Here is a 15,087-nt window from a genome sequence, read left to right on the forward strand (position 1 = left end):
ATTAATTTCCTTTTTTACTTTCTGTTATCATATCGGCAAATTCTTTGAATAAATATTTACAGTCATGAGGGCCGGGAGAACTCTCTGGATGATACTGCACAGCAAAAGCAGGTCTATCTTTGAATTTAAGACCCTCAACAGTACCATCAAATAATGAGCTCATATGAATTTGAATATTCTCAGGGACCTCGTCATCACATACTACAAAACCATGGTTTTGACTTGTTATAAGTACTTTTTTAGTGTTTCCATCTAAAACTGGTTGGTTTACACCTCTATGACCCTTATGCATTTTTTTTGTTTTTAGCCCGGCTGCTAGAGCTAGTAGTTGATTACCTAAACATATACCAAATATTGGTATTTTATTTTCAAGTAATTCCTTGATGACAGGCATAGTGTAGTCAGAAGTTGCAAAAGGGTCTCCAGGACCATTTGATAAAAATACTCCATCTGGATTATGTTTCATAATATCATCATAGGTACTGTCAGCTGGGACTACAGTTACTTTAAATCCAGCATCAACTAGATTTCTTAAAATGTTATATTTGACTCCATAGTCTATAACTACAACGTTGTAGTTATAGTCGCCTTGTTGTCTATATATCTGTTGTCCCAAAGAAAAAGTATGTTCGTTCCAATTGTATTCTCTATTTGTTGTGACACTTATTGCTAAATCTCTACCACTTAAGTTTGATTTATTTTTAATTCTAGATCTTACATAGTTTGCATCTAAGAATTCGCCAGGTTTTACAGATAGTATTGCAACCCTTACAGCGCCTTCTTTACGTACTTTACGTACAATTGCTCGTGTATCAACACCGCATATACCAACGATATTTCTATTTTTAAGCCATGTATCAATATGCTTTTTAGCTCTAAAATTTGATGGATTAGTTAGGTTTTCTCTAACAATTAAGCCTTTGGCAAATACACCTAAAGACTCATTATCTTCATTATTTATACCAACATTACCAATATGAGGGAATGTAAATGTGATAATTTGACCAGCATAAGAAGGATCAGTTAATGTCTCCTGGTAGCCTGTCATAGAAGTATTAAAACAGATTTCACCATCTGTCCAACCACGAACCCCGACAGATCTTCCAAGATAATATGTTCCATCTGGGAAAACCAAAATTGCATTAGTCATATCATTTGCTAATATCATAAAATAACCTTACTTTGCTGAGTGAGAATTAAAGAAAAAATGTGTCTGAAAGATATTTTTATCATTTACCTTTTTATAAAGTTAATAGACAAATTGAAAGTATTGTAGGCTTTTGATAACTATCTGTAAAGGGGATTTTTTAAGATTTACATAAATTATATTTTAGCCTAGATTTAATGCAAATTTTATAATAAAATTTATCTTTTACAGCTTAATATTTTTAATAGTTCATTAGCTTATTTTTTTTGTAAAAAAATTTCTTTTTACAACTAAGTTTCTAAGCTTTCAATTTTAAAAATGATAATATTATTGAAATTAAAAGTTTTACTAAAAATATTATGATGAAAAAAATTACTATCTCTTTAACTTTGTTGATGTTTTTAATACCTTTTGGTTACTCTCAAGGAAAACTAGTATTTGTATCAATGATAACGCGTCATGGGGATAGAGCTCCATTTGCAAATATAAAAAATGCTAATTATAAATGGGGGACTTCTCTATCTGAGCTTACTCCTATAGGAATGAACCAAGAATATAACTTGGGTAAAATGCTTAGGCAAAGATATGTCGAGCAGTTTAAGCTTTTACCAAAAAAATACCAGAATCAGAGCATTTTTGTATTGTCTAGTCATACGAATAGAACGGTAGAAAGTGCTCAGAGCTTGCTTATGGGACTTTATCCAGCTGGGACGGGGCCTATATTAAAAAATGGAAGTGTAGCTATTAAAGGAGGGTTTCAGCCTATACCTATAATGACTTTATCAGCAGACTCTAAGCTTATACAATTTCCTTATCAGCAGTACTTAGATGTTTTGAAAAAATATATTTATAATTCACCAGTGTGGCTTAATAAAACTCAAGTAGAGCAATCAAACTTTGATAGCTGGCAGAAGATTTTAGGAAATAAAATAACAGGCCTTAATGATATTCTAACAGTTGGTGATGTTTTAATTGTTGCTAAAGCTCATGGAAAGCCTTTACCAAAAGGGTTGACTCAAGAAGATGCTAAAACAATGATTGATTTAACTAGTTGGGGTTTAGTACAGCAGTTTAAGTCACAAAAAGTAGCATATATTTTAGGGGGACAGTTAACTAATCGAATCATTAAAAACCTTAATGATGTAGCTGTTGGAAAATCAAAATATAAAATGACTTATTATTCAGGTCATGACCTTACTTTGCTTGAAGTTATGGGAACTTTGGGTGTACCATTAGAAAAAGCACCAGGCTATGCAAGTAATATGCAATTTGAGCTCTTTAAAGATGGACATACTTACAAGGTTAAGCTTAGATATGATGGGAGGTATGTTAAATTACCAATTATGGATAATAATGATAGCTGTACGCTAGATGCTTTGAATAAGTATATGCAAAACATCAATGCTAGATTTTAAAAATAAGCTTTAATTACTTGCTTAGGTAGGTTATGTAATATTGCTCAGTCATTCCTTCAGCCTTTCTATAATCAGGAATAGATTCTCGCTGTTCACGATCAATTAATTTAAAATCAATACTTGGAGAGAAATTGCTTATTAGCTCAGCTTGAGTAACACTATAAGGAGGGGTTTTAGATTTATTATCATGTTCCATTACTAATAGGAGTATTTGAGTTGAACCAGAGCATACTTCTAGCATCATTTTTGCATATTTAGCTCTTATATCTTCTGGTAAAGCAATATAAGCACCTCTATCGTACCAAATATCAAAAGCTGGTAAGTTATTAGCTATTTTTGGTAAGTTAAAAATATCAGATACATATATTACAATATCATCACTTTTATAACATTTGTAACCTCTCTTTTGTGCAACTTCATATTTGATATTATTTTGACTAAAAAATAATAAAATAGCTTTTTCTGATAACTCGATACCAATTACTTTAACTCCTTTAGATAAGAAATACAGCATATCTATACTGCTTCCACACATTGGTACTAGACATACTGAAGAGCTATTTATATTTAATTTAGAAAAGTGCTTAACTAGAAACTCATTTGGTGATTCTTGACAAAAATCGACATCATTGTTTTGCCATCTATTTAGCCAGTATTGATTATGGTTTATTTCGACTTTGCTCATATTATCTTTAATTGATAATTATTAACTTATTAGACATATTAACATGAGTGATTAGATAAATATTACTTTTAAATATGGCGATTTATACAATGGTTCTTTATAATTTCGGTAGATTATAAAGGAGAAAGAAATGCAAGATCAAACATTACTTATTAAAAATGCAACTGTTGTTAACGAAGGCAAAACATTTAAATCTGATGTTTTAGTTGTGAATGGCAAGATTACTGAAGTTGCTACAAATATAGATAAATTAGCAGATAAAGTTATAGATGCTACAGGGCTTCACTTACTGCCAGGCATGATTGATGACCAGGTGCACTTTAGAGAGCCTGGACTCATGCACAAAGGCGAGATTGAGACAGAATCAAAAGCTGCTGTTATGGGCGGTATTACCTCATATATGGAGATGCCAAACGTGAATCCAGCAACTACAGTTGTTGAGCGTTTAGCTGAAAAAAAAGAACGTGCAGCTGCTAGATCTCACGCAAACTATGCTTTTTATTTAGGTGCTACTAATGATAATGTTGAAGAGCTAAGACGCTTAAAACCTAATGATGCTTGCGCTATTAAAATCTTTATGGGAGCTTCAACTGGTAATATGCTGGTAAATAACCCTGAGACTTTAGAAGGCTTCTTTAGAGATAGTCCACTCCTTATCGTGACACATTGTGAAGATACGCCAATGATTACAGAGCTCGAGAACAAAGCTCGCGAGAAATATGGTGAAGATGTACCATTTGATTTGCATTCAGAGATTCGCTCACGTGAAGCTTGTTTTAAATCATCAGATCTCGCAGTTAAATTGGCCAAAAAATATAATTCGCGTTTGCATGTGTTACATCTAACTACAGCTGAAGAAATGGTACATTTCGATAATACGATTCCTTTGCAAGAGAAACATATTACAGCAGAGGTATGTGCACACCATTTGTTTTTTTCACGTAAAGACTATGCAGAAAAAGGTGCTCTGATAAAGTGTAACCCCGCTATTAAAGAAGAAAGTGATCGTCTTGCGTTATTAAAAGCAGTAGCAGACAATACTATAGATGTAATAGCTACAGATCATGCACCACATACTTGGGAAGAAAAACAAGGTACATATTTTAAAGCTCCAGCTGGCTTGCCATTAGTAGAAGAAGCTCTAGTATCTATACTTGAGCATTATCATAATGGCTTTTTTAGCCTTGAACAAGTTGTTCAAAAAACAGCTCATGCTCCAGCGATAGTTTATAAGGTTAAAGATAGGGGATTTATTCGTGTCGGTTATCATGCAGATCTTGTATTGGTTGACCTAAACAATCCGCATACTCGTACTGATGAGCATAGTCATTATAAATGTGGTTGGACTCCATTTGCTGGTAGGACTTTTAAATCAAAAGTACAAAGTACAATTATTAATGGTGTAGTAAAATATCATAATGGCAAAGTTATTAGTGATCAAAGAGGCCAATGTTTAGAATTTGATCATAAGTTTTGAGTTTATCTTTTGTGGAGAATATTTAACAAATTAGGTAATTTATAAATTATAAATTTTTCTATGAATTTATTTTACAGCTATTAAAATCTCATTAGTACGCAAAGAAGGTATTGTCCATGGTGGGTTGTACCCAGCGGCTTCTGGCTGACTAATGATCTGATAATTATTCGCTTTTATCCAGGCTTTGAGTTTTTGAGTATTCAATTCAATAGAACTTTTATTGAGAGAGCCACTAAATGTTACAACCGCTATTTTCATTTTGGTTCTTTCGATTAATTTGATCATATGGTTAGTTGGTTCAGGTGCGTTTTGTAGTGTATATTTTGCAGGTAAAACAAAAGCTATAGTCCAAAATTTATTATTTTCCTTTATCATTACTGGAGTAGTCATCTGAATTTTCTCAGAGCGTTGTTCTATCTTAATAGGAGTCGTAATTTCTATTTTTTGTTTAGCAATATTGGCACCTGAAATATATTTAAATAGATACCTAAAGCCTTCATTTACAGCAGATTTATAATTTGAATCCTTGACAGTTATTTGAGCCTCTATCAGGGGGTCATACATTCTGATAGAGAAATTATTATTTTTTTCGATATTTATATACTTAGCTTGTGGAGTATCGTTTATACCAAAAATACTACAAGCTGATAACATTAGGACCGAAGTTATTGAAAGTGATGTTTTTAACATATTTAAGCTTCCTTATTTTTTTTATAAAAATATAGCTATATAGCTAGTATAAAGTATTCTAAAATAGAACAGCTAAAATTTTAGATAATTTGTTTTTTTGTTATAATCAGTAGCACTATAATTTATCTAGTTTTTATTTATGTCTAAATTACTAAAGATACTAATGCCACTAATTGTATTGTTCGGGGCTTCTTATGCAAGTGTGGATAAGCCACTTAAACTGATAGTACAAAGAGCAGAGCTAATGCAAGGTATAGGTGTTTGCAAATTACAAACCGATAGCTCTATATATGATTCAGCTCAAGAAAGAAAAGTTTTGCAAACTGCTGAAAACATCGCAAAAGCTAATCACTTTGATGAAAAGACTTTTTTGATTTTTATTCAACTTCAAATGGATTTATCTAAGCAAATTGAAGCTTACTATTGGCAATTGGGATCAAAAGAGCAAATAAATTCACAAACAATAGATTGTTTAGCAAGTTATCGAGTAAAAATAAAAAATATTGATGAACAACTATATACTAGTATCGGCGATAATTTACAAGAGTTGCAAAGAGATGATAGGTTAGTTACAAAGCTTGAAGAGCTTGTTAAAGAGCAACAAATTAAAGGAATTCCTCAGAATCCTAATTATTTAGATCTAATTGCTCAAAGCTTGCATCAGCTTAGAAATAAATAAGTAATTTATTTGGTAGTATTTTGTGCAGTTTTAGTCGTCACTATATACATTACCAACTCTTGATTTATTCCATTCTTTTATCTTCTCTTGGTTAGGTGCTAAATTAGCATCATCTGTAGGGTCAGCATACATTGAAAGATAATAATATAAGCTACCGAGTTGATTTTTATTAGGAAGGACTTCGACACTGCTTTTATAACTTTCACGGAAGATTTCTACTATTTCTATTGTATGTTCACATTGTTTAATAATTTGGTCATTATCTTTTTTTCCTAAAAATATATTAGAGTACTGGTTTTGTATAAATACAGAAAACATTTGAAGGTAGTTCTTTAATAAAAGGGCTCTTACCTGTCCAGTTACACCGTGCCTGTGTATAATACCATAGCCTTTTGATTTTGTACTAATTTGAACAAGAGTTGTTACAATACTAGTAACTAGGCCAGCAATTGCTGCAGGGGGAAAAAGGTTTTGCAATGTTTTAATCGTAGCATCGGTTGCTTCTGTAATAGCTCCTCCCATTATATCTGTTATATGTTTGGTAAGGTTAATATGTGGATTAGCCGCCTCAAAAACAAATCCTCTAGCTTGCCCGTCCATATAGTTTGCTACTGCTTTACCATCGCCAGGGTTAGATGTGTTTTGATCGAACTTTAATATATAAGCAAGTAATCCATCACTGATGTTTTTTATAATTAAAAGAATATTTTGTGAATTTTTAAAGGCCTCTGCTATCTTTTGTTGGCTTATTTTACTTAATGCTTTAACACGTTCACTACTGGTGTTAGTAAGGTCCTTTGTTGCTACTATTTTTGTACCTAGCGTAGAGTATTTTGAGAAAACTCCATCATCTAGGAAATTTTTAGCTATTGCATTCATAGATGAACCTGGGTGACATATAAATGCCCAGAGCTTTTCGGTTTCAGAAACTTGGCTTAACGACATTTGATCTAAAGTGTTTTCATCGTGTAATAAGTCTCGATCTAAATTTTCTAAAGCATCACCAATAGTCTTGAAAAGCTTTAGAATCACTTCTTTATGTCTAGTGTTTGGTGTTAAATAGTATTGAAGAAGTTTTTCCATGTTAAAGTAAAAAATGTTTTTTGAATAAACAGAATGAGATTCTGCTATACAGGCATAGTGGAAAACAGATAATGCAATAAATGAATAGTGAGTAGTTATAAAACATCTATCACATTTTTCTATTCTAATTTGATTTAACCTTTTACCAAAACCTTTGAAAAGTTTTTTAAGATCCTCATTACTATCTCTATTTAGAACAGCTTTTATCCTATTAGCTTTTTCAATTTCAATTGTAGTTATTTCGTTTGTATGAACTCCTTGACCTCGAAGATTCATCATAGCATTTCCAAGTGTGGAACTAATATAGTTTTTATTGTCTTGGATTTGGTAGAGTTCAATAAATGAATCTATACCTTTTAAAAAAGCGTTCCTTACAGCATCAATAGATATTAATTTAATCATACTCTTACCAAATTTAAATTTAACAAAACCTATAGTTTAAATAATATTATACATTTTAATGATAAAAAAGCTTTTATCTAAATTTAATATAAATAATATTAATAAATAAGAAATAGGAGCTGGATAAAATTATGTTTACTATAATTCTTAATTGCACTAATATATAATTTCAATATCGATTAAATATTTTGAGAAACTTAATGAAAATAATGTTCTCAGCAGATGGTGTTTCTAAACTAGCTTTAGAAAAAACAGCTGTTATTTCAGAGTATGTTGACTGTGTTAAAATTGGCCATATATTATGTTCAACGCTATCATTTAAAGAAATTCATAGCCTTGTGGGAGATAAAGATATTTTTTTAGATTTTAAATTTCATGATATTCCAAATACAGTAAAAACAGCTATCGAAAATTATTCAAAATCCATACCAAACCTTAAATATTTTACATTTCATGGCACAGCCAGTGATGAAATGATTAAGGCAACACTAAGTGCGGAAACTCACGCAACACCTTTAGCTGTGATTACTCTTAGTAGTGATTCTAACTTTAATAAAAACGAAAGTTTAGAAAAGTTTGCTAGATGTGTGGATTTAGGTGTGGAAAACTTTATATGTCATCCACATTTAGTTGAGGATGTGAAATGTAAGTTTGGGGATAAAATCAAACTCTATGTCCCAGGGGTAAGGCTTGAAAGCGATTTAACAGATGATCATTTCAATGCTTTAACCCCTAAAAAAGCAAAAAAACTTGGAGTTGATTATATTATTGTTGGAAGACCACTTCTTCGGGCAGATAATGTGGTTGATAAATTAAAGGAATTTAAATATTAAGACTATATGAGAAATAAGCACCTTAAAGAAATAATAATATCTCCACCTTTTGGTAAATATTTCAAATTCAAAGAGACATCTAATGTTTATGGTTCTTTCACTGTGAAGAGGCGTTTAGGCCTTATTAAACAAGCAATTAAAACTATTCGTAAAGTAGAAAAAAATGCTTGGCGTAATAAAATTGGTTTACGTAACCCTGGATTAGTAAATACAAGTCCACCAAAAAGAGTGCAAGATATAATCTCTTTAGCGGCTTTAGAAATATCAGATTGGTATCACTTTGCAGAAACTTTAAATTTACCAAAGTTTGTAAAACATAAAAATATTGAAATTAATATCGGTTGCCCTAATGCAAGTATTGTGGATTTTCCAGCAGAATTAGCAACTTTGTTTAAAGGTAGAAATATTAGCATTAAGATGCCACCGACTATAGATCATAACCTTAAAATAAAAGAATATCTTGCTGTAGGCATAACAACATTTCATCTGTGTAATACCATACCAACTGATAGAGGTGGTATTTCTGGCTACCCATTGCACCAATATACTTTACCAGCCATTAAAAAGGCGCGAGCAGAGTTTGGCGATAGTATCACTATAATTGGTGGTGGAGGAATTTATACTATAAAAGATGCGCAAAAATACCTAAATGCTGGAGCAGATCACTTATCATTAAGTTCCATCATGTTTAATCCTCTCAGAGGAAAAAAATTAATTAAAGAGATACATAGTATTATTGTAAAAAAATAGTCTGAACTTTTTTAGTTAAATATTTTAGATAAAGAAATATTGTCTATATAGCTTTTTTATCTTCATAATGAAATATCCAATTATTAGTAGAGAATGGTTCACCAGCATAATTACAAAAATATTGTCTTAAGAAACCACTTTGTTCACCACCATTATATTCTTCTATAATTGCACTATATAATTCTCTCATATCCATATTTCTATTATTACGTTGATATATCTGATCTATAAGGTTAAGCACGAGAAAGCCACAGTCATTATTGTATTGAAAGTTTTCTGTAAGATTATCTATGGTGTAGCCTCTAAGTATTCTTAGCTTAGAGATAATATACGCTCGTACCCACTCTATTCTACCATCTCCAAATGAGTCAAAGAAAAAAATTTGATTGTTTGCAGTATTTATTATTAGAAGAGTAAAGTGCCAGTTACCATGGTTAATTGGCAAGAAGATTATACTATTTATAGAATTTGTGATTAACTGATTTATAGGAGTTAAAATATCCTCTTGCTCTATTTCATTGCTAAGTACCGTACGACAAGGCTTAATTAAGAATCTATCAACCTCGTCAAGATTGATAATTACTTGTTGCTGATGTCTCTTACCAATACAAACATCAATGAAACCATTTGAAATTAAAGATGCACGATTAATACGATGACTGGTAATATCACAAACAATCTCAAGAGCTGAGCTAGCATATAGGTCATCAGAAAATAAATGTAGAGAAGTTAAATTTTGACTAACAGCCACAACCTGAGGGTCATTTATATCAATCTCTATAGCATTATGATTAACTGGATTAATAATTTTTTCTTTACTGGCAGATTTTGGTTTGTTTAAGTAGTTACTATATTGTTCAAAATTGCTATCATCAGCTTCAGATACATGCTTAAATTTAAAATCTGTCCTAATATTATTACTAGATAATTGTCTTTTTTTCTCAATATATTCTGATAAATCCTTGCTTAAAAAGTCATACAGTAAGCGCACATTGTCTTTACGCTTACTGTTCTTTTGTAGCCTAGAGTTAGCAATTGCTATAATTTTCTCAATTTGTTGATTAGTATCACCATCTTGTTGATTATCAAGCGTAGTTTGGATTTCTTTAATACCTTTAGCAAGATTGCTTGTTGTATAAAAATAATCAATAGCTGCTCCTAAGCCTAATGAAGCAGCATGCCACCATTTAAAGTCATAACGCCCTTGATACTCATTAGACCTTTCAAGGAAATCTTGATATATAATAGTGATTATTTGATTATATTCATAACACAATAAACCACAAGCTAAAACAGTATTTTCATTGTATTCAGGAAAAATAACATGCTTTGTTAAATATAATTCATAAGAATCAACAGCATTTTTTAGATCATCAAGTTTAAAAGATTTAGTTCTTTCATCATCAAATATAGCTTTTAAAGTTTTGGTTTGTGGATCATTAGATTTAAAACGGACATTTAGTTCAGAACTATCTTTTATGTTGTAGATGTCAAATAAATCTGAATTAGATAGAATAATGAAATCTTTGTTATCATTCATAAAAGAATAAGTTGATTCAAGTTCATCATAAGTTTTTCTGAATTTTTCGATTAAACTAAATTCTCTATAGGAGCTATCAAAAAATTTAACCTTATCAAAAGACCTAATATCTAGATGGGAAATGCTTTCTTCAATAAACTTATTTAAAGATACAAGATCAAAATTATTATTTTCTTTGAAAGTATTGTCTTCAGTGTTTAGCGTAAATATGACATATAGGTTAACTACTGTGCTATTAAGTTTAAACTTATCAATTGTTTTATCTAGATAGTTTTGCTTGAAATCAGTATTAATAGCCATTTGGAAGTCTTCTAGAAGTTTATCAAGGAATTTATCAAAACGCGTATAATCTTTTTTATCATAAGAATCACCAAATATGCTAATAATACTATCCATATAATATTCACACATTTTAGTCATCATTTTTAGGAAAACATAAAATTTGTTAGAAGTATCTCGAGGGACTATTTCTTTACCAGTTTCACTATCTTTAATAATTCCTAATATCTCACAATCATTTTCATAACTTGGCTTAAAGCTAATCTGATTTTCAGCTTTAAAAGGAATAACTTCTAGGCTTGGGTTTTCGATTCCTTCAATCATTCCTAAATCCATATGGCGAGTGACTTCAACTTCTTTATTACGTACAAAGGTTTTAGTCAAATAGTGAGCCATCATATCAATAAAACTTCTATTAGCTTTAAAAGGTTTTAAACCGGTAATAGAATATTGTGAGAAGCAACATATATCTAAATATATAAGTTTTTGATATATATTATTAAAAACAAGTTTTGCTTGGGTGAGGTTTTGCTTACATTTTGATTTACCTATTGCTTTAGTTATGACCTTGGTTTTTAGCATTTTTTCAATTGTATCTAGAGTACGTTTAAGCTGATCAAGATCAAGCCTTATTCCTTCATCAGTAAAACAGCGGATTAGATTTTGACACTGTTGTTTTACAAACTGATTTGCACGTATTTTTTCATTTTTAGAAGTTGAGTAACTTTCTAAATCAAGTTTTAAATTTTGTAGGCTAGTGCGATCATTCTCGAGATTTACAAATCTAAGTGTTTGTCCTTGATTTTTTATACCCGCTCTACGCCAAGCTGCAAAGATATCTTCAGTATAGAATCCCCAAAAAGTATCTATACTAGAGAGAGATTGTATTAAGAAATTATCGTTATAGTTTTTTATAAAAACTATCATAGCAATTGCTGTAAGGGCTGGTCTTCCACCTAGTTCAGCCAACTGATTAATTTCATTTTGTGTTTCTAGATATTCATCGTTTGTAATAATTATATCAAATTGATAATGACCATTAGCTTGGTAGCTTAAAGTTCGAGTTCTTTGATTTATTTCTTTTATACTAAATCCTATTCTAGTTTTCTTATGGTTATTTATAAAATCTTTAAATTGATTACTAACACTTAGGTTTTCTTTTTCAATATAGTGATTTAACATATCTTGGAATGGACAGTCATTAAATATTTCATGTGAGAAAATACAGCTTTCAAGAATAGCAAATTTTTTAAAGGCAAGGTGATAGTTTCGATTGTTCGGAGCAATTGAGAAAATTGCCATATATTTTAATACCATTCCCTGAGCAGACTGATCTAGTTCATTATAAATAGCTCCAAAAGCATAACTTAGATAAACTAAGTCCTTATATAAACATTCAAATGCAACGCCTCGAGTTTTTTCAAACCCTCTCAAATAACTACTATTATTATTGCCAAAGTTTTCAAAAAATAAAATAAAAGATCGTAGTTTATACCATTCACTATAAATAGTCATTAGTGGGTAAAGTGGGTGACGATGGGTTTCTTTTTTTGCAATTTCATATTGTTTTTTTGGATTGAATTGAGTTGCATAAGAAAACTCTTCTAGACAGTTTTCTGTAATTGGAATAATTTGACTATGAGTATCAATAAATAGGCGTGTGATTGTTCCTTGGTCTTCTTTTTCAATACTATTTTTGGCACAGACATCTTTTAGAAGTTTAAGCGGATTCATTTGGATACTTGCTATCATCCTAGCTTTCTCTTGAACTATACCACGGATATTTTTATCGTCATATGCAGTATCTCTATATATTTCATCATATATTTTAGATAAGCTATCATATTTTGTTAATATCGCAGACATTAGTCGATGGTAAACTAAGCAGGCAAAAGTGTCTCTTTTATTGTCTAATTGAGATATGAATTTATCAAGTGACTCACGCCACTCTATAAATCTTGGTAATTTCTGAGTGTTAATTACTGTTTCTTGAGGTAAAGATAGATCTTTTTTAATTTCGATATCTAAATTAGAAAGCCGGATTCCAAGCTCATGAAGCATAGCAACAGCTAGATTTAATTTTGACATTAAAATAGCTTGTTTTAAACCTAGATCTACTTTTTGTCGCTTATGGTCTCTTAGAGCATCAGCATGAATTTTAATCTCTTCAAGCCCTTTGAAATATTTATTTGCTTTTTGTTGTGTGCTTTCAGCACTTACTAAAACAGATCTAAGCCTTTCATCTATATCTCCTTGAATAGGTTTTGGAAAATCTTTATATAAATCTTTACTTATAATATAATATTTTTCTGACTCTTTTGTTTGGGAAGCTATTTTATTATAGGCTGTTTTATAGTTTTCAAATTCAGAAAAATAGCTGAATACCCAATAAAGCATTTCATAATAGTAACCATCCTCAAACTTTCGTTTTTTTAAGCTTGGATTAATTTTTTTATGCATGCCAGAATTTTGATAATGCTTATCTATATTTTCAAGAAATTTATCTTTAGCTTCATTATCATTTGTGACAACCTCTACTGGCATAAGTAGGTTGTATAGGTAATATGGCGCATTCTCACTATTTTTAAAGCATTCTAAAGCATGATTGTAATCATTTTCCTTAGCTAATGTGTGTACAGCGGTTAGAAGAGGAGCTAGTGTACGTGCAGAATAAATACTATTAATAAGTGAGTAGCCATACATAATAATTCCCAAACCATTAATAGTTGCATTTTTTTTCTTCATTGCTGCTTGTAGATTAATTTTTGTTACTATTTCTTGATGGTGCTTTTGGAGTAGTGTTAAGGCTTTAAGTTTATTGCGAGGTTCTTCAAGGTTTGTGAGGAGTTGCTCTAAGGTAATGCTTGATGCTCCTTCTCCAAGATTTATCGGCTCAAGATTTTTAAGAGCCGTAATGAATTTATTTAAATTAGTTTCTATGGCTCCATACTTTGATTCACCATTATCAACAGTCTTTATCAAAGATAGCATTGCTAATAAATCATCTTGCATATATAAAATGCTTATTGATTTATCAATAATTTCAAAATCATTCATTGGTTTCCCTCTTAATATTATAAATTCAACTTATTGTTAAAAAAAATATACTTATCCAAGATTTATAGTCATACTTTTTACATCAATACTACTAGAAGATAGCTCTACTGAGCTTGCCCCGCTTTTTAGGGTGATTGAGTTTGCTTTTATAGTTACTGAACTAGAGCTAATCTCTATACTGCTGCTGCCGCATTTAAGAGTAATTTTATCTTTACATTCGATAGTAGTCTCTTTAGCGGTAATATTTGCTGACTCTTCTTTTTGGTTTAATGTTAAAACAGCTTTTTTATTTGCATCTAAACTCATATATTCAGAAGTTATTTCAAAAGCATTATTATTTGAACTTTCAGAATCAGTTGTCGTTGAAGCCTCAGAATCTGGTTTACTCTTAGTTGTTTCTTCGGTTACTTTTTCACCTGCAGAAGTTGGTTCGCTTTCTTCATGGCTGCTTTCACTATTAGAGTGACTAGACGTACCAGGAGATGAACTAGTCAGAGGTGTTTTATTCTGAATTTGACTAGCTTGATCTTTAACTTGGTTAGCAGCTTGACTAGCTTGATCTTTAGCTTGGTTAGCAGCTTGACTAGCTTGATCTTTAGCTTGGTTAGCAGCTTGACTAGCTTGATCTTTAGCTTGGTTAGCAGCTTGACTAGCTTGATCTTTAACTTGGTTAGCAGCTTGACTAGCTTGATCTTTAGCTTGGTTAGCAGCTTGACTAGCTTGATCTTTAGCTTGGTTAGCAGCTTGACTAGCTTGATCTTTAGCTTGGTTAGCAGCTTGACTAGCTTGATCTTTAGCTTGGTTAGCAGCTTGACTAGCTTGATCTTTAACTTGGTTAGCAGCTTGGCTAGCTTGATCTTTGATCTGGTTTACATTGTTATGAGCCATAGAGCTAAGTTGATCGGTACTAGTAGGTATGTTATTAGCTCCTGGTATATTGTCTTTGGCCATAGAACTAAATTGATCAGTATTAGTTGGGATATTGTCTTTAATAGATGATTCTTTACTATTTATTTTTGAAAGAATACTTTCTTTTATAGATTTAGACAT

Annotated in this window: 11 protein-coding genes; 5 read left to right on the forward strand and 6 right to left on the reverse strand. The window is 31.1% G+C overall.

All coding sequences use genetic code 11. The features are described 5' to 3' along the window. Position 1: 1 nt before the first annotated feature. Positions 2-1,168, reverse strand: coding sequence for a glutamine-hydrolyzing carbamoyl-phosphate synthase small subunit (gene carA, locus ACR0PV_RS00270; protein ID WP_488173068.1), 1,167 nt, complete (start codon positions 1,166-1,168; stop codon positions 2-4). Between the two features lie 341 nt (positions 1,169-1,509). Between carA and ACR0PV_RS00275 the strand changes: the two genes are divergently transcribed. Beyond that, a complete protein-coding gene (locus ACR0PV_RS00275; protein WP_488173922.1) occupies positions 1,510-2,562 on the forward strand; it encodes a histidine phosphatase family protein in 1,053 nt (350 codons plus the stop codon). A 13-nt stretch (positions 2,563-2,575) separates the two neighbouring features. On the opposite strand, the gene ACR0PV_RS00280 is transcribed toward ACR0PV_RS00275, so the two are convergent. Continuing rightward, positions 2,576-3,247: a thiopurine S-methyltransferase gene (locus ACR0PV_RS00280; RefSeq protein ID WP_488173069.1), complete on the reverse strand. Its 672-nt coding sequence runs from the start codon at positions 3,245-3,247 to the stop codon at positions 2,576-2,578. A 130-nt stretch (positions 3,248-3,377) separates the two neighbouring features. Here ACR0PV_RS00280 and ACR0PV_RS00285 point away from each other — a divergent pair, with 130 nt between their 5' ends. Continuing rightward, positions 3,378-4,724, forward strand: a complete 1,347-nt coding sequence (locus ACR0PV_RS00285) for a dihydroorotase (RefSeq protein ID WP_488173070.1) — start codon at positions 3,378-3,380, stop codon at positions 4,722-4,724. A gap of 66 nt (positions 4,725-4,790) precedes the next feature. On the opposite strand, the gene ACR0PV_RS00290 is transcribed toward ACR0PV_RS00285, so the two are convergent. Continuing rightward, a complete protein-coding gene (locus ACR0PV_RS00290) occupies positions 4,791-5,414 on the reverse strand; it encodes an SOUL family heme-binding protein (protein ID WP_488173071.1) in 624 nt (207 codons plus the stop codon). 139 nt (positions 5,415-5,553) lie between these two features. Here ACR0PV_RS00290 and ACR0PV_RS00295 point away from each other — a divergent pair, with 139 nt between their 5' ends. Next, positions 5,554-6,093 carry a chorismate mutase gene (locus tag ACR0PV_RS00295; protein ID WP_488173072.1) on the forward strand — a complete coding sequence of 180 codons (540 nt, stop codon included), beginning with the start codon at positions 5,554-5,556 and terminating at the stop codon, positions 6,091-6,093. 30 nt (positions 6,094-6,123) lie between these two features. Here the strand turns inward: ACR0PV_RS00295 and ACR0PV_RS00300 are convergent, their stop codons facing one another. Then, positions 6,124-7,578, reverse strand: coding sequence for a hypothetical protein (locus tag ACR0PV_RS00300; RefSeq protein WP_488173073.1), 1,455 nt, complete (start codon positions 7,576-7,578; stop codon positions 6,124-6,126). Between the two features lie 200 nt (positions 7,579-7,778). Here ACR0PV_RS00300 and pyrF point away from each other — a divergent pair, with 200 nt between their 5' ends. Next, entirely contained in the window at positions 7,779-8,411 is a 633-nt protein-coding gene (gene pyrF / locus ACR0PV_RS00305; protein ID WP_488173074.1) for an orotidine-5'-phosphate decarboxylase, read from the forward strand. A 6-nt stretch (positions 8,412-8,417) separates the two neighbouring features. Continuing rightward, entirely contained in the window at positions 8,418-9,161 is a 744-nt protein-coding gene (locus tag ACR0PV_RS00310; RefSeq protein ID WP_488173075.1) for a beta/alpha barrel domain-containing protein, read from the forward strand. A 43-nt stretch (positions 9,162-9,204) separates the two neighbouring features. Here ACR0PV_RS00310 and ACR0PV_RS00315 read toward each other — a convergent pair whose 3' ends face one another. Continuing rightward, entirely contained in the window at positions 9,205-14,037 is a 4,833-nt protein-coding gene (locus ACR0PV_RS00315) for a Ulp1 family isopeptidase (protein WP_488173076.1), read from the reverse strand. 51 nt (positions 14,038-14,088) lie between these two features. After that, a complete protein-coding gene (locus ACR0PV_RS00320; RefSeq protein ID WP_488173077.1) occupies positions 14,089-15,087 on the reverse strand; it encodes a hypothetical protein in 999 nt (332 codons plus the stop codon).

Source organism: Francisella sp. AG1, from assembly GCF_057683165.1.